This is a genomic window from Haematobacter genomosp. 1 (genome assembly GCF_002196855.1).
Classification (GTDB): domain Bacteria; phylum Pseudomonadota; class Alphaproteobacteria; order Rhodobacterales; family Rhodobacteraceae; genus Haematobacter.
The window spans coordinates 1-21,380 of sequence record NZ_NIPW01000061.1 but is presented as its reverse complement, the minus strand read 5'-3'; the positions used below and the strand labels follow the sequence as shown (position 1 = coordinate 21,380).

The window sequence follows — 21,380 nt, the reverse complement described above, 5'->3', positions numbered from 1 at the left end:
TCGCTACCGTCGTCGTCATGCTGTCCTCATCTCTTTTGCGGCAATCGCCACGGCGGAAGCCGTGATGCCGAAGTGTCGGTAGAGTTCGGGCGCGGGGCCGGAAGCGCCGAAACCGGTCATGCCCACGAACCGGTCGGTCGGGCGGAGCACCGCGTCCCAGCCCATGCGGATTGCGGCCTCGATGCCGATACGGGGCGCGTCGCCCAGAACCTCGCGCCGGTAGGTCTCCGGCTGTGCGGCAAAGAGTTCGAAGGACGGCAGCGACACCACCGCGGCCTCTATTTCTTCGGCCGCAAGCGCATCCGCGGCGGCAAGCGCGATCTCCACCTCGGAGCCTGTGGCGATCAGCGTGACGTGCCGCCGTTCCGCCCAGCGAAGGACATAGCCTCCGCGCGCGGTCATGTTCATCGTGGCATCGGTCCGGACGGTCGGCAGGTTCTGGCGCGAGAGCACCAGCATCACCGGGCCCGTCCGCGCCGCCATGGCGATCTCCCAGGACTCCGCCGTCTCCACCGCATCGGCAGGGCGCAGAACGGTGAGATTGGGGATCGCGCGGAGCGAGGCGAGATGCTCGACCGGCTGGTGCGTCGGCCCGTCCTCGCCCAGACCGATGGAATCATGCGTCATGACGAAGGTTGTCGGCACGCCCATCAGCGCCGCCAGCCGGATCGCGGGCCTGGCATAGTCGGCAAAGGCGAGGAACGTGCCGCCATAGGGACGGAACCCGCCATGCAACTGGATGCCGTTCATCGCCGCCGCCATGCCGTGCTCACGGATGCCGTAGTGGATGTAGCGTCCGCCGAACTCACCGGGCGTCACGGGAACGAGCTGTTTCGTCTTGGTCAGGTTGGAGCCGGTCAGGTCGGCCGAGCCGCCGATGGTGAAGGGCAGCGCCTCGTTCACCACGCCAAGCGCCATTTCGGACGCCTTGCGCGTGGCCACCTTGGGGCGCTCGGCGACGAGCTGCTCCTTGAACGCGGCCATCGGCGCGGCCAGCGGGGCCGGATCGGTCGCCAGATCGGTCAGGAAAGCGCCGCGGTCGGAGGAGGCGGCGAGCCGCGCCTGCCAGTCCTGCCGGGCACTCGCCCCGCGTTCCGCGATGGCACGGAAGGAGGCATAGACTTCCGCGGGAATGTCGAACGCGCCCCAGCTCCAGCCCAGATGCGCGCGGGCGGCGCCGATCTCCTCCATCCCGAGCGGCGCGCCATGCACGTCATGGCTGCCCTGCTTGTTCGGAGCGCCATAGCCGATCACCGTGCGACAGGCGATCAGCACGGGCTGGTCGGAACCACGCGCCTCCTCGATCGCATCGGCGATCTCGGCATGGGTATGACCCTCGACCGTCAGGACCTTCCAGCCGGACGCCCGGAAGCGCGCCTTCTGATCGGTGGAAGTGGAGATCGCGGTGGATCCGTCGATGGTGATGCGGTTGTCATCCCAGAACACGATCAGGCGGGAAAGCTTCAGATGGCCTGCGAGGTCTATGGCCTCCTGGCTCACGCCCTCCATCAGGCAGCCGTCGCCCGCCATCACATAGGTGTAGTGATCGACCAGATCGGGAAAACGGGCGGCAGCCATCCGCTCCGCCAGCGCCATGCCGACGGAGGTGGCGATACCCTGCCCCAGCGGGCCGGTGGTGACCTCGATCCCCTGGGCATGGCCGTATTCGGGGTGACCCGCCGTCCGCGCACCGATCTGCCGGAAAGCGCGGATCTGATCCATGCCCATGTCGGAATAGCCGATCAGATGGTGCAGCGCGTAGAGCAGCATGGAGCCGTGACCCGCGGACAGAACGAAGCGGTCGCGGTCGGGCCAGCTCGGATCGGCAGGGTCGATCCTGATGAAGCGGTTGAACAGCACGGCCGCAACGTCGGCCATGCCCATCGGCATTCCGGGATGCCCGGAGTTCGCCGCCTGCACCGCATCCATGGTCAGGGCGCGGATCGCATTGGCCATCAGCCGTTCATCGGCGCGCGCGGCAATGGGAGCTTGCGTGTTCATGGCGTCCTCTCAGTGGCTGTGGCGCTTGGCGTTGGTGACCAGGCGCTCGATGAGCGGCGTCAGGATGAGCTGCATGGCGAGATCGAGTTTCGGACCCGGCACCACGATGGAATTCGCTCGGCTCATCCACGATCCGTTGATCATGGAGGTGAGGTAGGGGAAGTCGATCCCGTGCGGGTTCTTGAACCGGATCACGACGAGGCTCTCGTCCACCGTCGGGATCCAGCGCGCGACAAACGGGTTTGACGTATCCACGACCGGGACGCGCTGGAAGTTGATGTCGGTTTCGGTGAACTGCGGGCAGATGCAGTGCACATAGGCATGCATGCGCCGCAGGATCACGTCGGTGACCGCTTCCGTCGAATAGCCCCGATGCGCCCGGTCGCGATGGATTTTCTGGATCCACTCAAGGTTGATGACCGGAACGACGCCGACCTTCAGGTCGGAGAAACGGGCGATGTTGACCTCGTTGTTGGAGACGGCGCCATGCAGGCCTTCGTAGAACAGAAGGTCCGAGCCATCCTCGAACGGCGACCAGTCGGTGAAGGTGCCGGGCGGCGCCTGAAAGCGCTCGGCCTCCTTGTCATCATGGACATAGTGCCGCGTGCGCCCCTTGCCCGTCTCTCCATACTCGCGGAAAACCCGTTCCAGCTCGACCAGCTCATTGGCCTCGTAGGAGAAATGCGAGAAGGTGTAGTCCCCCTCCGCCGTGCGACGGGCGAGTTCGCTCTTCATCTCGGCGCGGTCATAGCGGTGGAAGGCATCGCCCTCGATGGAGACCGCCTTTATCCCCTCGCGGCGGAATATCTGGTCGAACGTGTGTTTGACCGTGCTGGTCCCCGCGCCGGAAGAGCCGGTGACCGATATGATGGGGTGACGCAGGCTCATCTCATCAGCTCCTGAAAAGTCCGCGGCTGCCGAAAAGCGCCGATGTCTCGTTGTCGGGCAGGTCATGGTAGGAGGACACGCGCGCGACGTTCTGCGCACAGCCGAACACGAAAGGCGTACGCTCATGGATGCTGCGCGGCGCATGATCGAGGATCAGGTCGATCCCGTCGGTCGCGGCACCGCCCGCCTGCTCCACGATGAAGGCGATCGGCGCGCATTCGTAAAGGTAGCGGAGCCGCCCGCGCTCATACCCCTTGCGGGAATCCCCCGGATAGAGAAACACCCCGCCGCGGGAGAGGATCCGGTGCGTCTCCGCCACCAGAGAGGCGACCCAGCGCATGTTGAAATCCCGCGTCCGCGGCCCCTCCGTTCCGGCGACGCAATCGTCGATGTAAGCGCGGATCGGGCGCGACCAGTGACGGTAGTTGGAAGCGTTGATGGCGAATTCCCAGGATTTGGGCGCCATTTCCATGCTGGCGCGAACGAGCCGGAACCGGCCGCTCTCGGGATCGAGCAGGTATTTCTGCACCCCCTCGCCCATCGTCGCCACGAGGCAGCATTGCGGCCCGTAGATGACATAGCCCGCCGCGACGAGATCACGGCCCCGGCGCAGGAAGCTCTCCTCTGCCGTCGCCCCCGCCGGGTAGATGGCAAAGATGGTGCCGATGGAAACGTTGACGCCGATGTTGGAAGACCCGTCCAGCGGATCGATTGCCAGCGCATAGGCGCCCTCGGAGTTGAGCTCCTCGGCTTCGTCCCGCTCCTCCGAGGCGAAGAAGCGAACGGCACTTCCGATCAGCGCTTCCCGGAACGCGTCATCCGCGATCACGTCGAGCGCCTTCTGTCCGTCGCCGCCCGCATTCTGGCCGCGCATCTCGTCCAGCACCTCATCCAGACCGTCCCGCGCGATGCGCGTCTGAAGCGCTGCGGCGACGGTGGCAATTCTCTGAACCACGTCCTGAAGCGCGACCGGGATATGGGACTTCGGCAGTATGGGCGTTGCGTCCTGCATGGCCTGTCTCCCTTCTGATGAAAGGAACTTGCGCGAAGTTTGCTTTCATGGAAATTTTAAAATGACGAATGCCTTTTCAGGAAAAATGAAATGCCCCGCGTCGACGCCGTCACCCTTCGCCAACTCCGAATCCTTGCTGCAGTGGCATCCAACGGCTCCCTCACCGCAGCGGGGGAGCGACTGGGACTCACGCCGTCTGCGGTGCATGCACAGATAAGGAACCTTGAAGCCGCGCTGGCCGTGCCTCTGCTGCGGCGCGCCGATAACGGGGGTGGCTCCGAGCCGACGCCGGAGGCCGCGCTGGTTCTTGAGGCAGGCCGCCGGATCGAGGTGGCGCTGACGCAATGCGCCGCACAGATCACCGCTCTGAAAAGCGGCCACGCCGGGCGGGTCACGCTTGGCGTTGTTTCAACTGCGAAATACTTCGCCCCCCGCCTTGTCGCGCGGCTGCGGGCGATCTGCCCGGATGTGGAGGTGGTTCTGCGCGAATCGAACCGCAGCGGTGTTGTGGCCGATCTGGAGCGCCATGCCGTGGACCTGGCCATCATGGGCCGACCGCCCCGCCACCCGGAGGTTTCGGCCACGATGATCGGCCCGCATCCGCACGGGATCGTCGTGCCCCCGGATCACCCGCTTGCCGGACGGCAGGTCACGATCGAGCATCTGCTGAACGAAACGATGATCACCCGTGAGGAAGGGTCCGGTACGCGGATCCTGATGACGCGCTATCTGGATACCGAAGCGGAAGGCCAGGTGTTCGACCTTGTCCAGATGGGATCAAACGAAACCATCAAGCAGGCGGTCATGGCGGGGCTGGGTATCGCCTTTCTGTCGCTGCACACCGTCATGGATGAGCTGTCACACGGGCGGCTCGCGCTTCTTCATGCACCGGGGCTGCCGATCCTCAGACGGTGGTTTCTGGTCTATCCCGCGCATGTCCCGCTGACACCGGCGGCGAATCGCATCCGCACGGAAGTGCTCGATCTCAAGGGCAGCTTCCTTCCGGCAAACGACCTCTCGCTTGCAAGCGGAGCGGATAGGCCCGCCGGCAAGCCCTGACCGCGAACGGCAGGTCATATCATCGGGTCGGGTGATTTCTGGCAATAAGTCGCAGCGGTCAGGCGACCATGGCCTGCTCCCCCTCGGGTGCGACCCTTGCGCTCCGCCGGCACTTTGTCAGGGGCGCAGCGATCTAGGCGACCGGACCGCCGAGCAGTCGCGCGAGACTCCGGCGAAGGTCCATCTCCGCCAACGGTTTGGCAAGGACTTCCGCGCCGATCTGGCTGGCCGCTTCGGAGATGAACTCCAGTTGCTCTGCGCTGACCATGAGCGCGGGCAGCGGCTTGTCCACCCTGTCGCGAAGCGCTGCGATCACGTCGCAGCCCGTCTCGCCATTGTCGAGCCGGTAATCGCTCAGGATCGCGTCCGGCGCGCCCTGCGCAAGAGTGGCGAGCGCGCCTTCCAGTCCGGCGGCCGTGGTGACCTCCACGCCCCACGAGCGGAGGAGAAAGGCGAAGGCGCTCCGAACGCTCGGATCATTCTCCACGATCAGGATGCGGTGCCCTGCGAGGAAGTCCAGAAGCGCACCCGGATCCTCAACCGCGCCGACCCGCTGCGGCGGCAGAAGACACATCTCCCCCAGTCGCGGGAGGCGCACCCGGAAGCGCGAGCCCTTGCCCGGAGCGCTGATGAGTTCGAGCGGATGGCCAAGCCGCTGACAGGCGCGCTGCACAATGGAAAGCCCCAGCCCCGAACCCGGTTGATCAGATCGGGAGAGGCGCTCGAACTCATTGAAAATCCGGCTCTGATCGGCAGGTGCAATGCCCGGCCCCTGATCCAGAACCTCCAGCCAGATACCATCGCCATCCCGGCGCGCACCGACAAGAACCTTGTCCCCCGTGGTGTATTTCAGCGCGTTGGAGACAAGGTTCTGCGCGATGGACCGCAGCAGGACGGGATCGCTCAACACCGTCTGCGCGGTGGGCACGAACCGCAACGACACCTGCCGCCCGGTCGCGAGGGGTTGCAGGTCGATGCCTATACGCTGGAACAACCGACCGATCGACACCGGGGAAATGGACACCTCGGAACGGGCCGAATCCAGCTTGGCAATATCCAGAAGCGTACGGATCAGCTCTTCGGCGGAATCGAAGCTGGCGGTGATGCGCTCCACCAGTTCGGCCTGCAATGGCTCCCTGGAGGTCTCCGCGAGATGCGTGAGGAACAGCTTCGCCGCGCTCAGCGGTTGCAGGAGGTCATGGCTGGCGGCGCGCAGGAAGCGTGACTTCGCGCGACTGGCCTGATCCGCAGCCTCCCGCGCGCGGGCCAGCTCGGCATTCGCCTCCGACAATTCGGACAGGGCGCGCTCCAGTTCGCGGTTCCGGGCCAGGACTTCTCGCTCCAGCATGGCGGCCGTGCGCGTCAGGGCGTAGGAGGAACCACGTGTCTCCTCCATCCGCTGCAGACGCTGCATCAGCGCGGCATTGATCTGCTCCAGCTTGTCGATCCGCCTCTGGGGACCGTCACTTTCCCGAAACATCGGGCCCTCCCCCGCCCAGGAAGGCAAGACCCACGAAAGTCTGGTTCACGTGGATACCGCCGTGCTGCTCACCATAAGTGTTGAAACCGGCCACGCGAAAGGTGCGGAAGATGCGGTCCGCATCAAAAAGTTCTGATGAGTCGAGAGCAATTCGTCGCAGGATGCAGTCGAAGCCCAGCACCATGTCCACCGGCAGCGACAGGCGGGAAAGCCTGTCTTCCAACCCCTCCATGGGGCTGACGGCATGCCCGAGCATCAGCACCGTTCCCGTCTCCAGCAGCGACATCAGCTTCAGCCCGCCTTCCGGCGTCATGCTCCGAATGGCGCGAACGAAGTTTCTGCCGCCGATCCGCACCATCAGCGGGTGACGGGCAAAGACCGCAGGCCCCAGCTCCTCCACGCGGTAACCGGTCCGCACGGCATATTCCTCCGCCGCGGGTTCGCCGTTGATGGTCAGCAGGAGACGCTCCTCCGGCAGCGCATCGGTCACCACCATGGGTACGCCGTCCGGTGTGAAGTGGTCAAAGACCACTTCCTCCACCTCCGAAGGCGTGGACAGCAGGCAGAAAACCGCGCTTCCGCTCCGGGCTTCCCCATTGAGGGCGAGCGCTGTCTCCGTGAAGCGCAGCCCGTCCGCCGTGGAGCCCCCGAGCACCAGAAGGCCCGGCAGGGTGGAGTCCACCACCGCCGCAACCAGTTCTTCACGCCCGCTCAGCCCATCGACCAGCAGCAGACCAAAGCGCGAGCGGCCCTGCTCCTCCGGGATCGCGGCGGAAAGCTCCCGCAAAGCTCCCATCCAGTCCAATGTCGCGTGACGGGCAAGTTCCGACAGCCAGATGGCGCCCGCCTGAAAGCCGGTGGCGGGAAAGACCACCAGCACCACCCCGTCATCCCGCGGCCCGCCGTAAGCGAACCCGCCGGCGGAGGAGCAGGCGACAACGGTCGTTCCGGGAACCGCCACACCGATACGGTCGGACAGCAGGCGGACATCATCCCGATCGGCAGCAAAAGCCAGCACCAGCGCCAGCTCTCGCCCCTCCTCGACCAGCCGGGCCACGCAACTCTCCACGTCACCAGAAATGGCGAACGGCGACCCTTCTGCCGCTAAAGACATGATCGGCCCGTCAGTGATCGAAAATCTTCGCGCGTGAGGCAAGAAGGGCCGCCTGCGTCCTGTTTCGCACCCGGATTTTCTCCATGATCGCGGCGATATGAGTCTTTACCGTCGCTTCCGCGATCGACAATTCGTAGGAAATGATCTTGTTGGGCCGGCCCTGACAGATGAGCCGCAGGATGTTCATCTGCTGCGGCGTCAGCGTGGCAAAGGTCCGGGCCAGTTCCTCGGCCTCCGAACTGCCTTCCGGGTCATAACACTCCGGTACGACCGTCTCCCCCGCCCACATGCGTTCAAGCGCGGCGATCATCTGGGCCCGCGGCAGAGATTTGGACAGATAGCCGCATGCCCCCGCGCCAAGCGCCGCGGCAATGCTACAGCTTTCCAGATGCGCCGAAATCACCGTCACGGGCGCACCGGGAGCCAGTTGCCGGAGCGTCAGCACGCCATCCACACCCGACACATCCGGCAGGGTAAGGTCCAGCACCACTGCATCCGGCGCATGATCACGGATGGCCGCGCGAGCCTCTGCCAAGGTTGCCGCCTGCCGCACGCTGGTCAGCCGAAACGCATGGCGAAGGGTTATCGCAAGAGCATCGCACATCAAAGGATGATCGTCGACGATCAGGACATCCCGGACAGAGTTGCTATTCGCGCCGCGCGCGACATCGCTGCCGGCGTCCAAAACAGGACGTTCGTTCATGACTTCCTCCCTTTCCGGTCGCCTCTCCCCAAAGGCGCCCGGAACCTGAGACAGAATACTGCCGATACCACCGGAGTCTAAGACTTTTTCTTAATGGCAACTTATGGACGCATTTTCCGGGCACCTGAAAGACTTGCGGCCCGAGCATTGCCCATCAAAGTGATACTTTCGCAGAAATATGTTTCACTACAAGATGATAGATGTCGCTCACAACTGCGGAAAAGCAGCAGCCAAAGATGCGTATTGCCGACAAACCATACTTTAGAATGAGGCCAATGAAAAAGGGCGCCAGAGGCGCCCTTTTCAGGATTTCAAGATGATCAGTGTGCCGTCGCGCCGGAGGCCGCGACACGTTCCTGCCGGGCAGCGAGGGCTGCCGCCTCCTCCGCAGCCTCATCCCATTCGATGGGCTCCGGCTGGCGGGTGAGGGCCATCTTCAGAACTTCCCGCACGTGGGACACCGGGATGATCTCCAGCCCCTGCTTCACGTTGTCCGGGATGTCCGCCAGATCCTTGGCGTTTTCCTCCGGGATCAAGACCGTCTTGATACCGCCGCGCAAGGCCGCGAGCAGTTTCTCCTTCAGCCCGCCGATCGGCATGGCATTGCCGCGGAGCGACACCTCACCGGTCATGGCGATATCCTTGCGCACCGGGATACCGGTCAGGACCGACACGATGGACGTCACCATCGCCAGACCCGCCGACGGCCCGTCCTTCGGCGTCGCGCCATCCGGGACGTGCACGTGGATGTCGATGGCATCGAACTTCGGCGGCTTCACTCCGACCTGCGGAGAGATGGAGCGCACGTAGGACGCCGCCGCCTCGATCGATTCCTTCATCACATCGCCCAGTTTCCCGGTGGTTTTCATCCGCCCCTTGCCGGGCAGTTTCAGCGCCTCGATGTGCAGAAGGTCGCCTCCGACGGAGGTCCAGGCAAGCCCGGTGACCACGCCGACCTGATCTTCCTTCTCGGCCAGACCGTAGCGGAAGCGCCGGACGCCGAGGTAGTCCTCGAGCTTCTCGGGGGTGACTTCCACGCTCTTGAGCTTGCCCTTCAGGATCTCCGTCACGGCCTTCCGGGCCAGTTTCGCGATCTCCCGCTCAAGGTTACGGACGCCGGCTTCCCGCGTGTAGTAGCGGATGACATCCATCAGCCCCTCGTCGGTGATCCTGAACTCGCCCTTCTTCAGGCCGTGGTTCTTGACCTGTTTCGGGATCAGGTGCTGCTTCGCGATCTCGCGCTTCTCATCCTCGGTGTAACCCGCGACGGAGATGATCTCCATCCGGTCGAGAAGCGGCCCCGGCATGTTGTACGAGTTCGCCGTCGTGATGAACATCACGTTGGAGAGATCGTATTCCACTTCGAGGTAGTGATCGACAAAGGTCGAGTTCTGTTCCGGGTCCAGCACCTCCAGCATCGCGGAAGCCGGATCGCCGCGGAAGTCCTGACCCATCTTGTCGATCTCGTCGAGCAGGATGAGCGGGTTCGTGGTCTTCGCCTTCTTCAGCGCCTGGATGATCTTGCCGGGCATGGAGCCGATGTAGGTCCGGCGATGGCCGCGAATCTCCGACTCGTCCCGGACACCGCCGAGCGAGATGCGGATGAACTCACGCCCCGTCGCCTTCGCGACACTGCGGCCGAGCGAGGTCTTGCCGACGCCCGGAGGGCCGACGAGGCAGAGGATCGGGCCTTTCAGCTTCTGGCTCCGGGATTGCACCGCCAGATATTCGACGATCCGCTCCTTGACCTTCTCCAGACCGTAGTGATCGGCATCCAGCACTTCCTCGGCCTTGCCGAGATCCTTCTTGGTGCGCGACTTCACGCCCCACGGGATCGACAGCATCCAGTCGAGATAGTTCCTGACGACCGTGGCCTCCGCCGACATGGGCGACATGGACTTCAGCTTCTTCAGCTCGGTCTCGGCCTTTTCGCGGGCTTCTTTGGAGAACTGGGTCTGCTTGATCCGCTCCTCCAGTTCGGCAACCTCGTTCTGGCCTTCCTCGCCGTCGCCGAGTTCCTTCTGAATGGCCTTCATCTGCTCATTCAGATAGTACTCGCGCTGCGTCCGCTCCATCTGGCTCTTGACGCGGGACTTGATCTTCTTCTCGACCTGCAGGACGGACATTTCCCCCTGCATCAGCCCATAGACCTTCTCCAGCCGCTCGCCGATATCGAGCGTTTCCAGCAGGTCCTGCTTCTGCGCCACGTCAACGCCAAGATGCCCCGCGACCAGATCGGCCAGCCGCGCCGGTTCCTTGGTGTCGGAAACGGCGGCAAGCGCCTCCTCGGGGATGTTCTTCTTGATCTTGGCGTAGCGGTCGAACTCGTCCCCCACGGAACGCAGCAGCGCCTGCACCGTCGATTTCTCGCCGGGGGTCTCGTCGAGCAACTCCGCCCGCGCCTCGAAGAAATTCGGGTTGGAGACGAAGTCGGTGATGTTGACACGCGCCTTGCCCTCGACCAGCACCTTCACGGTGCCGTCCGGCAGCTTGAGCAGTTGCAGCACGTTGGCGAGGACGCCGGTCTTGTAGATCCCCTCGGGGGAAGGCTCGTCCTCGGACGGGTCGATCTGGGAGGAAAGCAGGATCTGCTTGTCGTCCTGCATGACCTCTTCGAGCGCCCTGACCGATTTCTCGCGACCCACGAACAGCGGCACGATCATGTGGGGGAAAACCACAATATCGCGGAGCGGCAGCACGGGGTAGCTGTTGGTCGGGTGTTCGCTCATGCTCTTTCTTCCTTTCCTGGCAGGAAGGCACCGGTCCCGCTCATTCGGCAACCCTTGGCCTTCCCCGCTCTTCGGAGGCTATATTTGGGGGGCGGAAGCGCGGCTTTCAACCTGCCGCGCAGCAGCCTTCCCCGCCACAATGACGGTATGGCGGCAGGGTTGCAAGGCGGGGTGGCACGGGTTCGCCGATGCGGGTGATTGCTCTTCGCCGCCCATCGCGCTAGCGGGGGGAAAAGGAGAACCGCGATGCTGTCCTACCAGCACGGCTATCATGCCGGGAACATGGCCGATGTGCATAAGCATGCGCTTCTCGCCGTCATGCTCGACTACCTCGCCCGCAAGGAAAAGCCGCTCACCTACATGGAGACGCATTCGGGCCGCGGCCTCTACCGGCTGGACGGGGCGGAGGCCGTCAAGACGGGCGAAGCCGCGCAGGGGATCGCCGTGGCGGAGCGGCTGGGCTGGTTCGCGCCCGACCACCCCTATGCCCGGCGTCTGGCAGAGGTGCGGGAGCGGTTCGGGCCCGCGAGCTATCCCGGTTCGCCGCTGATCGCCGCCCTGTCGCTGCGCCGGTATGACGTGATGACGCTCGCGGAACTGCATCCCCAGGAATTCGCCGCGCTGGAGGAGACGATGGCCCCCTTCCGCGCCACGGTGCTCCATGAGGACGGGTTGGAGATGGCGCTCTCCCGCACGCCGCCCGAACCGCGCCGGGGCATGCTGCTCATCGACCCGAGCTATGAGGTGAAGGAGGACTATGCCGCCCTCCCCCGCTTCGTCGGGTCAATCGCGCGGAAATGGAATGTGGGTGTGGTGGCGCTCTGGTATCCCGTGCTGTCGGGTGAGCCGCATCGCGGAATGCTGGCCGATCTGGCCCACGCTCACCCAGATGCGCTCCGCCATGAGGTCCGCTTCCCTCCCGCGCGGGAGGGTCATCGGATGATCGGGAGCGGCATGTTCATCCTCAACGCTCCGTGGGGCCTCGGGGATGAGGCGCGGCGCCTCACCGGCCTGTTCCGCTCGCTGAAGTGACCCGCCACCGGCAGTTGCACCTGCAGTCATGACACGGCGCCGGGCTTCCTCAGAATCGCCGTCCCGAAGGTGCGAAAAACCACCTGCCAAGTGAGCAAGCGCTGACCCGGTCTGCCTGTCCCGGATATACAGGCGTCCTACCCGCGCGCACGGGCTGTGGGTCAACACATCGCCGGGGCGGGTCAGCAGATAGGGTCCTACCCGCGCGTCAGGCGGGGGTTTCAGTATTGATGAAGATGTAAAAACTCATGAATTCTAATCGTGCGCACAGGGCGGTCGGGGTTTTGCGTCAAACCCGGACACATGCGTCCTCTCTGCGGGCGTGGGGAGGAGCACGAAGCGTGGCAGGCCATCCCCGCGCACATGTGGTGGCCGACGGGGAATTATTGTAGACTGCACCGTTTGTCTTGACCCGTTTTGGGTCGATGCTCACCAGACCGGCATCCGCATGAAACTGGAGTTTTGTCCGTCGAAGCACTTCGGTGCTTCACGATCCCACATATTTCCCCGCGTATTTCACAGGCATGCCGCTGCCCCCGGGCAAATGACCGGACGAAGGCGGCGGGACCATCTTCAACCTCCCCTTGATCCCGTCGCGACATCTCCCGCCGTTCCGCGGCAGCCGGAAAGACCGGGGTTCGATGCCCCGGGCTTTCCGCCCTCAGGTCAGGGTGAGCGGCTCGATATCGCCCTCGGCCCGCTGCGCCTCGAACGCGGCCACGAAATCCGACAGCCGTCCCTCGGAGATCGCCGCGCGTAGCCCTGCCATCAGCTCCTGATAGTAATGCAGGTTGTGCCACGTCAGCAGCATGGAGGAGATGATCTCCTGCGCGCGGAACACGTGGTGGAGATAGGCCCGCGAATAGTTCCGGCAGGCCGGGCAGGTGCAGTCCTCGTCCAGCGGGCGGGGGTCGTCCTGATGGCGGGCGTTCTTGATGTTGACCTGACCGCGCCGCGTCCACGCCTGCCCGGTCCGCCCCGAGCGGGAGGGCAGAACGCAATCCATCATGTCCACGCCACGCACCACCGCGCCCACGATGTCGTCCGGTTTGCCCACGCCCATCAGATAGCGGGGCTTGTCCTCCGGGAGCGTCCCGGGCGCATAGTCCAGCACGCCGAACATCGCCTCCTGACCCTCACCCACCGCGAGGCCGCCAATGGCATAGCCGTCAAAGCCGATGGCTTTCAGCGCCCCGGCGGACTCCTCGCGCAATTCCTGCGTGACACCGCCCTGCATGATCCCGAACAGCGCGTGTCCCGGCCTGTCGCCGAAAGCATCGCGCGAGCGTTGTGCCCAGCGCATGGAGAGACGCATGGATTTCGCCACCTCCGCCTCCGTCGCGGGCAGCGCGGGACATTCGTCGAAGCACATCACGATGTCGGAGCCGAGCAGACGCTGGATCTCCATCGACCGCTCCGGCGTCAGCCAGTGCTCCGAGCCGTCGATATGCGACTTGAACCGCACCCCGTCCTCGTTGAGCTTCCGCAGCGCGGTAAGGCTCATCACCTGAAAACCGCCCGAGTCGGTCAGGATCGGCTTGTCCCAGTTCATGAAGCGGTGCAGCCCGCCCAGCCGGTCGATCCGCTCCGCCGTGGGCCGCAGCATCAGGTGATAGGTGTTGCCGAGCAGGATATCCGCGCCCGTGGCGGCAACGCTCTCGGGCATCATGGCCTTCACCGTCGCTGCGGTGCCGACAGGCATGAAGGCAGGTGTGCGGATTTCGCCCCGCGGGGTGGAGATCACGCCGGTCCGCGCCTTGCCGTCCGTCGCCGCCACCGTGAACCCGAATGTCTCGCTCATCGCCTTCTCCGCTTTCGGTGCCGTTTTCACCATCGGGCGCCGCCACTGGGGTCTAGCGTCGGGCTCCGCTGTCGGGCTCCACTGTCGGGCGGTGACATAGGCGATCCGGCGCGGAAGCCCAAGCCCTTTGGCCCACGCGGGCGATGCGACGCCGGGGCGTTCCGGTCAGGCCAGCAACCGCAAGCCTCGCCGCAACCGCGGGCAGGCATGAGCCGCCACCTCGCCTGGGCGGGCCGGCAAGGGGCTGCTCAGCCACAGGCGATCGGTCAATGCGCCAAAAATCCGCATATTATTCCCCCTGCCCCGGAGATTTCCCCCCGTTGGTCCGCGCCGGTCTGGACCCTGCCCGCGCGCTTGCCTATATCAGGCCAAGACCGCCCGCCCGTTGCAGACGAGAGACGCGATGACCGAAGCACTCCCCCTGGAGGGCAGCCCCCTCGTTCAACCCTCCACCACCGACCATCCGCTGTACGACAGCGTGGTCGCGGCCTGCCGCACGGTCTATGACCCGGAGATCCCGGTCAACATCTACGATCTTGGCCTCGTCTACACGATCGACATCACGGATGAGAACGACGTCACCATCCTCATGACGCTGACCGCGCCCGGTTGCCCTGTGGCTGCCGACATGCCCGGCTGGGTCGCAGAGGCGGTGGAGCCGGTGGACGGCATCAAGACGGTGAACGTGCAGCTTACCTGGGATCCGCCCTGGGGTATGAACATGATGTCGGATGAGGCGCGGCTCGAACTGGGCTTCATGTGAGCGACGGGCTTCCGGGCCGTCTTGCCGTTCTGACGGGCGATATCGTCGCCTCCTCCGCGCTTTCCACCGAAGATCTGGATGACCTGTTCCGCGCGCTTGGCGGGGCCGCTGATGCGCTGGCCGCCCTTCAGGATGTCGCGCCACGGCTGACCCGCTTTCGCGGCGACGGCTGGCAGATGGTGGCCGCGCCACGGCTCGCCTTTCGCGCAGCACTGGTCGCACGCGCCGCGGTGCGGGCGGTGGCCAAGGGCCGCGACACCCGTCTTGCCCTCGCCATCGGCGCGGTGGACCGGCTTGGCACCCACGGGTTGGAGGATGCCGCCGGAGCCGCGTTTCTCGCCTCGGGCCGACTGCTGGACCGGCTGCCCGCCAAGCGCCGGATGGCGGCGGAGGGGCGGCTGGCCATCCCGCTCGCGCTTTCGGACGGCATAGTTGCAGGCTGGACAGCGCGGCAGGCGGAAATCGCCCTTCATCTGTTGTCGCATCCGGGCCGGACCCGCGCCGCCGTGGCGGATGCGCTGGGCATTGCCCCGCAGATCGTGCAGCGTCAGGCGGATGCAGCCCGGCTTTGGGCGATTGAGGCCGCGCTGGAGCTGGATGACGAGGAATGACACCCAAATAAGGGTGTTTTTTATGAAAACGCCCAAATATGGATCGCATTCCCGCCTTGATCCCCGATAACCGGCGTGGCTAGCTTCCCGTAAAGGCCGCAGCAGAGCGATACTCCTGATGATCGAGACCTTCGCCGCTCTGTTCCTTGCCCATGTCCTTGCCGATTTTGTCTTTCAGACCCGGCGCATGGTAGATCGCAAGGCCCATACGCCCGTGCTGTTGCTGCACACGGGAATAGTCCTCCTGATGATGTTTCTGACCCTCGGCCGGGTGGACACGCCCGCGCCCTATGTCATCGCAGCAAGCCATCTCGCCATCGACGCGGCAAAGCTTCGGCTGCCGCGTGGGCCCGGAGCCTTTCTGGCCGATCAGGCGGCCCACCTGCTGATCCTCGTCGCGGCGAGCCTGGGCCAGCCCGGCCTTTGGCAGGGCGGTTTCTGGGCCGGACTGCCTTTTCCCGCAACGGAACTGCCTCCGCTGATGCTCATTCTTGGCGGTGCGATCTTTGCCATCCGGGGCGGCGACTTCGCGACAGGTCTCATCGTCACCTCCGTTGCGCCCCGGAACCCGCTGCCGGAGGAGGGGCTGCCGGGCGCCGGACGGATGATCGGCCTGCTGGAACGCGGGCTGGCCTTCACATTCATTCTGGTGGGACAGTTCGAGGCGGTGGGGTTCCTGCTCGCCGCCAAATCCATCCTGCGCTTCGGCGCGATACGGGAGGACCGCGCCGCCTCCGAATATGTGCTCATCGGAACACTCGCGAGCTTTGCCTGGGCCATTCTGACAGCCTTCGCGGTCCGCGCGTTGCTGTCTGTCCTCACGTCCTGACCGGACGGTCTTGAGCAGGAGTGCCCGCGGCCTTACATTGCAAGGTCAAAGCGCGAGGTTTCCCATGTTCAGCATTCCCGGCAAACAGGCCGTCACCCTGACCCCGGCAGCCGTCCGGCAGATCGCCCGGCTGATGGAGCGAGATGGCGCGAAAGGGCTGCGGATCGGCGTCAAGAAGGGCGGCTGCGCGGGCATGGAATACACCATGGACTATGTGACCGAGGTCAATCCCATGGATGAAATCGTGGAGCAGGACGGGGCGCGCGTATTGATTGCCCCCATGGCACAGATGTTCCTGTTCGGCACGGAGATCGACTACGCCACCTCGCTGCTGGAGAGCGGGTTCCAGTTCAACAATCCGAACGTCGCCGAAGCCTGCGGCTGCGGCGAGTCCATCAAGTTCAAGGACATGCCCGCAGGCTGAGACAGCCTGCCTTTCCGCGCGGTCCGCACCCTGCCTTTCCGCGCGGCTCCTTGATCGCCGGCGCTGCCACGCCTTTCAGCCTGCCTGAGCGGCCCTCTCCGCGTGACCCAACGGATATGCGGCAAAGATCATCGCCGCGGATCGCCGTGCATGGGCGGTGATGACCTCCGCCGTCGGTTCCCTGTCCGCCGCCATCAGCGTCCGCACCATGACGGGGTGGGTGCATAGGCTCAGGAACTGCCAGGCTGCCGCCTCCACATCCGGCATGTCGAGCCGCCCCGCCGCGACAAGCTGCGCGAAATAGGCAGCGATGCGACGCGCGCCGGCCACCGGACCCGCCTCGAAAAAGCTCTGCGCGGGGGCCGGTATCCGATCCGCCACGCCCACGACCATGCGGACAAGGGCGATATGTTCGGGTTCCAGCAGGCGGGTGATCAGATCGACGGCATAGCGTGTGAGCACCTCTTCCGGGGCGCCGGCCGGGTCGAGCGCGGTGAGATGCTCCGCCGTCTGCCGCTTGCTTTCCTCAACCAACGCGATGAAGAGCGCTTCCTTGTTCGGAAAATAGACATAGAGCGTGCCCTTGGACACGCCCGCCTCCCGCGCGATGGTCTCCATGCTGGCCGCCTCGAACCCGACGGCAAGGAAGCGGCGGCGCGCGCCCTCCAGGATCTGCTCCCGCTTGGCGCAGGCCCCGGGCAAGGTTTCTTCCCTCATGCTGGCCGTGCTCATGCTGGCTGTGGTCGCATCGGAGATCGGGCTGGCATTCATTACTGCAACTCCGCGTCATCAGCCCTTGCTTTAGCCGGGAAGAGGAGTATGTCAATGCCTGACCGAACGGTTCGGTCAATTCGCCGCACCCGCCGGCCCTCCCGGCCCTCGCTGTCAACGAGCCTCCCCATGCCCCGAGATTCGCTTCAGTCTTCCGACACCGCTCCCGCGCGGACCGACACCGCCCCGCCTGCCAATCAGAAGGCCCCGCCCGGCCGCAAGCGGTTCATCCTGATCGGTCTCGGGGTTGTCGCGTTCATCGCGCTGCTGGCCTTCGGCTGGCACTACTGGACGACCGGGCGGTTCGAGGTGTCCACCGACGACGCCTATGTCCGCGTCGATTTCGCCATCCTCGCCCCCAAGACGGCGGGCTATGTCGCCACCGTTCCCGCCGTCGCCAACCAAGCGGTCCATGCGGGCGATCCGCTCGTGACGCTGGAGGATGGCGACGCGCGTGATGCCTTGGCCCAGGCAGAGGCGCAGCTTGCCGTTCAGCGGGCCTCCATCCAGCGAATCGAAAGCCAGGAGGCCGCCGCCGCAACGAGCATCACCCAGGCCGAGGCGCAGGTGACGGCGGCAGAGGCCGTCTCCGTGCAGGCGGCGGCGGATCTCACCCGCTACATCCGCCTCGCCCAGACCGATGCGGCCAGCGCCCAGCGCCTCGAATCGGCGCGGGCCACTGCGGCGACGGCGGAGGCTTCTCTGGCGGAAGCCCGCGCAGGCATCACCGCGGCAGAGGCCAATGCCCGCGTGGTTTCCGCCCAGAAGGCGGAGGCCGAGGCGATGGTTCCCGGCCTTACCGCCCAGCGCGATCAGGCCGCGCGGGTGCTCGACGAGACGGTGCTACGGGCGCCGGTCGATGGTGTGGTGGGCAACCTGTCGGTCGCCATCGGCGATTACGTCACGCCCGGCAAGCGGCTGATGGCCGTCGTGCCGCTCCGGGACAGCTATATCGAGGCCAACTTCAAGGAAACGCAGATCGAAAAGCTTCTGCCCGGCACCCATGTCCGGGTGGAGGTGGACGCCTATCCGGACCGCAGCTTCGACGCGACGGTGATGGGCATTTCTCCCGCCTCCGGCGCGGTGTTCAGCCTGCTTCCCCCGGAAAACGCCACGGGCAACTTCACCAAGGTGGTCCAGCGTCTGCCCGTCCGCATCCACGTGCCCGACGATGTGGCGGAGGCCGGATGGCTGCGCCCCGGCATGTCGGTGGTCGTGACGGCGGATACACGCACGACGCCCCCCCGTCAGGACTGAGGCCATGGCCGACACAGCTCTCGCAGCCCCCGCCTCCCGCCCGGAGCCGGTGGTCACGCCGCGCCGCTTCATCGCCTTTGCCGCGCTGGTTTTCGGGATGTTCATGGCGATCATGGATATCCAGATCGTCTCCTCCTCCCTCAGCCAGATCCAGGCGGGTCTGTCCGCCGCCCCGAACGAAGTGTCCTGGGTGCAGACGAGCTATCTCATCGCCGAAGTGGTGATGATCCCGCTGTCCGGCTTTCTGTCGCGGGCGCTGTCCACGCGGGTTCTGTTCACCCTTTCGGCTGCGGGATTCACGCTGGCCTCTGCGCTCTGCGCCTCTGCCACAAGCCTGAATCAGATGATCATCTATCGGGCGCTTCAGGGCTTCATCGGCGGCGGCATGATCCCCACGGCGTTCGCGGCCTCCTACATCATCTTTCCCAAGCGCCTTCAGGGACCGGTCATGGCGGTGGTCGGACTGACGGTCACGCTCGCCCCGACCATCGGGCCGACCATCGGCGGCTACCTGACAGAGCTTCTCTCCTGGCACTGGCTGTTCCTGATCAACGTGCCGCCGGGGATCGCGGCGACGCTGCTGGCCTGGTTCCTCGTGGACTTCGACGAGCCGGATTACGCCCTGCTCCGGCGGTTCGATTTCCTCGGCCTCGCCACGATGACGCTGTTCCTCGGCTCGCTGCAATATGTGCTGGAGGAAGGGCAGACGAACGACTGGTTCGCAGACGAGACCATCGTGCTGATGACCGCGCTGGCCGTGGGCGGAGCGGTCGCCTTCTTCTGGCGGACCTTCACCGCGCGGACGCCGATCGTGGACCTTTCCACCTATCGCGACAGGAACTTTGCTGTCGGATCGCTCCTGACATTCGTTCTGGGGATCGGGCTTTACGGGCTGACCTATCTCTATCCGCTCTATCTCGCGCGGATCCGCGGTTACACCTCCCTCCAGATCGGGGAGACGGTCTTCGTCACCGGGGCGGCCATGTTCTGCACCGCGCCCGTCGTCGGCAATCTGGTGCGACGGGTGGATCCGCGCAAGCTCATCGGGCTCGGCCTCGCGGGTTTCGCGGCCTCGACCTACATGGTGACACCGCTTACCGCGGACTGGGCGTTCGGCGAGTTGTTCTGGCCGCAGGCGTTCAGGGGCGTCGCGCTCATGCTCTGCATGATTCCCATCAACACCATCGCGCTCGGCACGCTGCCGCCGGATCGGGTGAAGAACGCCTCCGGGCTGTTCAACCTCACCCGGAACCTCGGCGGCGCCGTGGGGCTTGCGACGATCAACACCGTGCTTCAAAGCCGCACCGACCTGCACTACCAACGGCTGGCGGAGCAGGTCCGCTGGGGCAGCGTCGCGGCGGAGGAGCGGCTGGCCAATATCGCGGCGGGTCTTTCCAGCACCCTCGGCCCGGCCGCCGACGGGGCCGCCCTGGCACGGGTCGCGGGCATGGCGCGCCAGCAGGCAACCGTGATGGCCTTCGCCGATATCTTCCTTGTGCTGGCGGTCATGTTCAGCGTGACCCTGCTGCTCGTGCCGCTGGTCCAGCGTCCGCAAGGGGCTGCCGGAGCGGCGGGCGGCCACTAGCGGCGAAAAGGCATCGAAAGCGGTTGACTCCGGTCGATCCATGCGTAAAAGGCAGGCTTCAAAGAATTTCGCGGACGCGCGCAGCGTCCGACTGCAGGAGAACACCAATGGCGAAGCCGACGACGATCAAGATCCGTCTGAACTCGACGGCGGGCACCGGGCATTTCTATGTCACCAAGAAGAACGCCCGCACGATGACCGAAAAGATGACGGTCAACAAGTACGACCCGGTCGTGCGCAAGCACGTGGAATACAAAGAAGGCAAGATCAAGTAATCCTGCCTCCTTCGGAAGACGCAAAAACCGTGCCGTGAGGCGCGGTTTTTTCGTTTTTGCCTCTCCGAAAAATCTGTCGCCATACCCGCCCCGGCCCTTCTCCACGGGAGGGCAGGAGGAGATGATGCAGCAGGGCACGCGCATCCTTCCTTCAGCGGCGTCAGACTTGCCCCAGACCCGTGGGAACGCCGATGTGTATAACGGAGCATGACGGCGTTGTTCCCGCGGGAATCAAGGTCCCCCATCGGTCGGCTCCGCGCCGCACTGCCGGCTTTCGTCGCGCGGAAGGGGATCGCCCCTGCGGCGGCGCACCCCTCACGGTTTCGCCCAGTCCCGCGCCTCTGCAACGGCCCACGACGATCAATGGCTCCGCCTTTGCCGATTCCGGACGAGCCAACCGGCGTTCGGGGGTCTGGCGCGCAATCCTTTCCGGTCAGAGCAGCGTGCCCTGACCATCCTCCCCCTCCGGCCCGCCGGCAGCAGGCGGGGCCTTCTTGCGCCGTTTCGGGCTGGCCGGCAGCGCAGGACCGACGATGAGCGTCCCATCGTGGAATTCCAGCTCCAGCGCCGGGGCTGGTTCCGCCGCCATGCGCGAGGTGACAACCTGCCCCTCGGCGCGGACGACGACATAGCCGCGACGGAGCGTCTCCCGGTAGCCGAGCGTCTGGCGGAGCCGTTCAAGCGCCTCCAGCCGGATCTTCACCCCCTCCAGCCGTTGGGCCACCCCCGTGTCGAGCCGGGTGGACAGCACCGCCAACCGCTCCCGCCCCCGCGCGGTCGCACGGGCATTGTCGGCAAGGCTGCGGCGAAACCCGGCCTCCAGCGCCAGCGACAGCCGCCCGAGGTTTTCCCGCCGCCGCGTCAGCCCCTGTCCCAGCAGGCCGGGCAGGCGCGCCGCCCTGTCCTCCGCCATCCGCCGCTCATGGATGAGGAATCGCGACAGCAGCGCCGGTTGCAGCCGGACGCCTGCGCGCTCGAACCCCGCCCGGCGCCGGGCCGCCAGCGCGCGGAGCGCCGCGGGAAGCCGGTGGCTCCACAGGTCCAGC

At 65.4% G+C, this 21,380-nt stretch carries 19 protein-coding genes; 9 read left to right on the top strand and 10 right to left on the bottom strand.

Annotated features, from left to right (window positions below):
* Window positions 1-15: 15 nt before the first annotated feature.
* From tkt to CDV49_RS19385, 3 genes are read right to left on the bottom strand one after another with little or no spacing between them, the layout of a single operon-like run.
* Window positions 16-2,001 (bottom strand): transketolase, encoded by a 1,986-nt coding sequence (gene tkt / locus CDV49_RS19395; RefSeq protein WP_088216945.1) that lies wholly within the window; start codon window positions 1,999-2,001, stop codon window positions 16-18.
* A 9-nt stretch (window positions 2,002-2,010) separates the two neighbouring features.
* Window positions 2,011-2,889, bottom strand: a complete 879-nt coding sequence (locus tag CDV49_RS19390) for a phosphoribulokinase (RefSeq protein ID WP_088216944.1) — start codon at window positions 2,887-2,889, stop codon at window positions 2,011-2,013.
* A 4-nt stretch (window positions 2,890-2,893) separates the two neighbouring features.
* Window positions 2,894-3,901, bottom strand: coding sequence for a class 1 fructose-bisphosphatase (locus tag CDV49_RS19385; RefSeq protein ID WP_088216943.1), 1,008 nt, complete (start codon window positions 3,899-3,901; stop codon window positions 2,894-2,896).
* A 90-nt stretch (window positions 3,902-3,991) separates the two neighbouring features.
* On the opposite strand from CDV49_RS19385, the gene cbbR reads away from it, so the two are divergent.
* A complete protein-coding gene (cbbR, locus tag CDV49_RS19380) occupies window positions 3,992-4,960 on the top strand; it encodes a LysR family regulator CbbR (protein ID WP_088216942.1) in 969 nt (322 codons plus the stop codon).
* Between the two features lie 133 nt (window positions 4,961-5,093).
* Here cbbR and CDV49_RS19375 read toward each other — a convergent pair whose 3' ends face one another.
* The 4 genes from CDV49_RS19375 to lon all read right to left on the bottom strand — a co-directional run bounded on the left by CDV49_RS19375 (window position 5,094) and on the right by lon (window position 10,986).
* On the bottom strand, window positions 5,094-6,440 hold the full coding sequence (locus CDV49_RS19375) for an ATP-binding response regulator (protein WP_088216941.1): 1,347 nt from the start codon (window positions 6,438-6,440) through the stop codon (window positions 5,094-5,096).
* Window positions 6,424-7,497: an FIST N-terminal domain-containing protein gene (locus tag CDV49_RS19370; protein WP_179209280.1), complete on the bottom strand. Its 1,074-nt coding sequence runs from the start codon at window positions 7,495-7,497 to the stop codon at window positions 6,424-6,426. Before CDV49_RS19370 ends, CDV49_RS19375 begins: the two co-directional genes overlap by 17 nt.
* Before the next feature lie 67 nt (window positions 7,498-7,564).
* On the bottom strand, window positions 7,565-8,257 hold the full coding sequence (locus CDV49_RS19365) for a response regulator (protein ID WP_088216939.1): 693 nt from the start codon (window positions 8,255-8,257) through the stop codon (window positions 7,565-7,567).
* A gap of 320 nt (window positions 8,258-8,577) precedes the next feature.
* Complete coding sequence (gene lon, locus CDV49_RS19360) at window positions 8,578-10,986, bottom strand: endopeptidase La (RefSeq protein WP_088216938.1); 2,409 nt, start codon at window positions 10,984-10,986, stop codon at window positions 8,578-8,580.
* Window positions 10,987-11,232: 246 nt separating this feature from the next.
* Between lon and rlmJ the strand changes: the two genes are divergently transcribed.
* On the top strand, window positions 11,233-12,018 hold the full coding sequence (gene rlmJ, locus CDV49_RS19355) for a 23S rRNA (adenine(2030)-N(6))-methyltransferase RlmJ (protein ID WP_088216937.1): 786 nt from the start codon (window positions 11,233-11,235) through the stop codon (window positions 12,016-12,018).
* Between the two features lie 661 nt (window positions 12,019-12,679).
* Here the strand turns inward: rlmJ and tgt are convergent.
* Window positions 12,680-13,819, bottom strand: coding sequence for a tRNA guanosine(34) transglycosylase Tgt (gene tgt / locus CDV49_RS19350; RefSeq protein ID WP_088216936.1), 1,140 nt, complete (start codon window positions 13,817-13,819; stop codon window positions 12,680-12,682).
* Between the two features lie 403 nt (window positions 13,820-14,222).
* Between tgt and CDV49_RS19345 the strand changes: the two genes are divergently transcribed.
* The 4 genes from CDV49_RS19345 (at window position 14,223) to CDV49_RS19330 (ending at window position 16,446) form a co-directional block, all read left to right on the top strand.
* Window positions 14,223-14,582, top strand: coding sequence for an SUF system Fe-S cluster assembly protein (locus tag CDV49_RS19345; RefSeq protein ID WP_035714183.1), 360 nt, complete (start codon window positions 14,223-14,225; stop codon window positions 14,580-14,582).
* Window positions 14,579-15,193 carry a hypothetical protein gene (locus CDV49_RS19340; protein ID WP_088216935.1) on the top strand — a complete coding sequence of 205 codons (615 nt, stop codon included), beginning with the start codon at window positions 14,579-14,581 and terminating at the stop codon, window positions 15,191-15,193. The genes CDV49_RS19345 and CDV49_RS19340 overlap by 4 nt, the downstream gene beginning before the upstream one ends.
* Before the next feature lie 118 nt (window positions 15,194-15,311).
* Window positions 15,312-16,022, top strand: a complete 711-nt coding sequence (locus CDV49_RS19335; protein WP_088216934.1) for a DUF3307 domain-containing protein — start codon at window positions 15,312-15,314, stop codon at window positions 16,020-16,022.
* 64 nt (window positions 16,023-16,086) lie between these two features.
* Entirely contained in the window at window positions 16,087-16,446 is a 360-nt protein-coding gene (locus tag CDV49_RS19330; protein WP_088216933.1) for a HesB/IscA family protein, read from the top strand.
* A gap of 75 nt (window positions 16,447-16,521) precedes the next feature.
* Here the strand turns inward: CDV49_RS19330 and CDV49_RS19325 are convergent, their stop codons facing one another.
* A complete protein-coding gene (locus tag CDV49_RS19325) occupies window positions 16,522-17,217 on the bottom strand; it encodes a TetR/AcrR family transcriptional regulator (RefSeq protein ID WP_088216932.1) in 696 nt (231 codons plus the stop codon).
* 129 nt (window positions 17,218-17,346) lie between these two features.
* Here CDV49_RS19325 and CDV49_RS19320 point away from each other — a divergent pair, with 129 nt between their 5' ends.
* The 3 genes from CDV49_RS19320 (at window position 17,347) to rpmG (ending at window position 20,334) form a co-directional block, all read left to right on the top strand.
* Window positions 17,347-18,474 (top strand): HlyD family secretion protein, encoded by a 1,128-nt coding sequence (locus CDV49_RS19320; RefSeq protein ID WP_179209278.1) that lies wholly within the window; start codon window positions 17,347-17,349, stop codon window positions 18,472-18,474.
* Window positions 18,475-18,478: 4 nt separating this feature from the next.
* Entirely contained in the window at window positions 18,479-20,059 is a 1,581-nt protein-coding gene (locus CDV49_RS19315; RefSeq protein WP_088216930.1) for a DHA2 family efflux MFS transporter permease subunit, read from the top strand.
* A 107-nt stretch (window positions 20,060-20,166) separates the two neighbouring features.
* A complete protein-coding gene (rpmG, locus tag CDV49_RS19310; RefSeq protein WP_011750518.1) occupies window positions 20,167-20,334 on the top strand; it encodes a 50S ribosomal protein L33 in 168 nt (55 codons plus the stop codon).
* A gap of 433 nt (window positions 20,335-20,767) precedes the next feature.
* On the opposite strand, the gene CDV49_RS19305 is transcribed toward rpmG, so the two are convergent.
* Window positions 20,768-21,380: exodeoxyribonuclease VII large subunit (locus CDV49_RS19305; RefSeq protein ID WP_290687407.1), on the bottom strand; the 613-nt coding region annotated here is incomplete at its 5' end.

What these genes read in the sequence shown, in the direction of transcription:
- tkt (WP_088216945.1), bottom strand. Translation starts at nt 2,001, where the DNA reads ATGAACACGCAAGCTCCCATTGCCGCGCGCGCCGATGAACGGCTGATG.
- CDV49_RS19390 (WP_088216944.1), bottom strand. Translation starts at nt 2,889, where the DNA reads ATGAGCCTGCGTCACCCCATCATATCGGTCACCGGCTCTTCCGGCGCG.
- CDV49_RS19385 (WP_088216943.1), bottom strand. Translation starts at nt 3,901, where the DNA reads ATGCAGGACGCAACGCCCATACTGCCGAAGTCCCATATCCCGGTCGCG.
- cbbR (WP_088216942.1), top strand. Translation starts at nt 3,992, where the DNA reads ATGCCCCGCGTCGACGCCGTCACCCTTCGCCAACTCCGAATCCTTGCT.
- CDV49_RS19375 (WP_088216941.1), bottom strand. Translation starts at nt 6,440, where the DNA reads ATGTTTCGGGAAAGTGACGGTCCCCAGAGGCGGATCGACAAGCTGGAG.
- CDV49_RS19365 (WP_088216939.1), bottom strand. Translation starts at nt 8,257, where the DNA reads ATGAACGAACGTCCTGTTTTGGACGCCGGCAGCGATGTCGCGCGCGGC.
- lon (WP_088216938.1), bottom strand. Translation starts at nt 10,986, where the DNA reads ATGAGCGAACACCCGACCAACAGCTACCCCGTGCTGCCGCTCCGCGAT.
- rlmJ (WP_088216937.1), top strand. Translation starts at nt 11,233, where the DNA reads ATGCTGTCCTACCAGCACGGCTATCATGCCGGGAACATGGCCGATGTG.
- tgt (WP_088216936.1), bottom strand. Translation starts at nt 13,819, where the DNA reads ATGAGCGAGACATTCGGGTTCACGGTGGCGGCGACGGACGGCAAGGCG.
- CDV49_RS19345 (WP_035714183.1), top strand. Translation starts at nt 14,223, where the DNA reads ATGACCGAAGCACTCCCCCTGGAGGGCAGCCCCCTCGTTCAACCCTCC.
- CDV49_RS19335 (WP_088216934.1), top strand. Translation starts at nt 15,312, where the DNA reads ATGATCGAGACCTTCGCCGCTCTGTTCCTTGCCCATGTCCTTGCCGAT.
- CDV49_RS19330 (WP_088216933.1), top strand. Translation starts at nt 16,087, where the DNA reads ATGTTCAGCATTCCCGGCAAACAGGCCGTCACCCTGACCCCGGCAGCC.
- CDV49_RS19325 (WP_088216932.1), bottom strand. Translation starts at nt 17,217, where the DNA reads ATGAATGCCAGCCCGATCTCCGATGCGACCACAGCCAGCATGAGCACG.
- CDV49_RS19320 (WP_179209278.1), top strand. Translation starts at nt 17,347, where the DNA reads ATGCCCCGAGATTCGCTTCAGTCTTCCGACACCGCTCCCGCGCGGACC.
- CDV49_RS19315 (WP_088216930.1), top strand. Translation starts at nt 18,479, where the DNA reads ATGGCCGACACAGCTCTCGCAGCCCCCGCCTCCCGCCCGGAGCCGGTG.
- rpmG (WP_011750518.1), top strand. Translation starts at nt 20,167, where the DNA reads ATGGCGAAGCCGACGACGATCAAGATCCGTCTGAACTCGACGGCGGGC.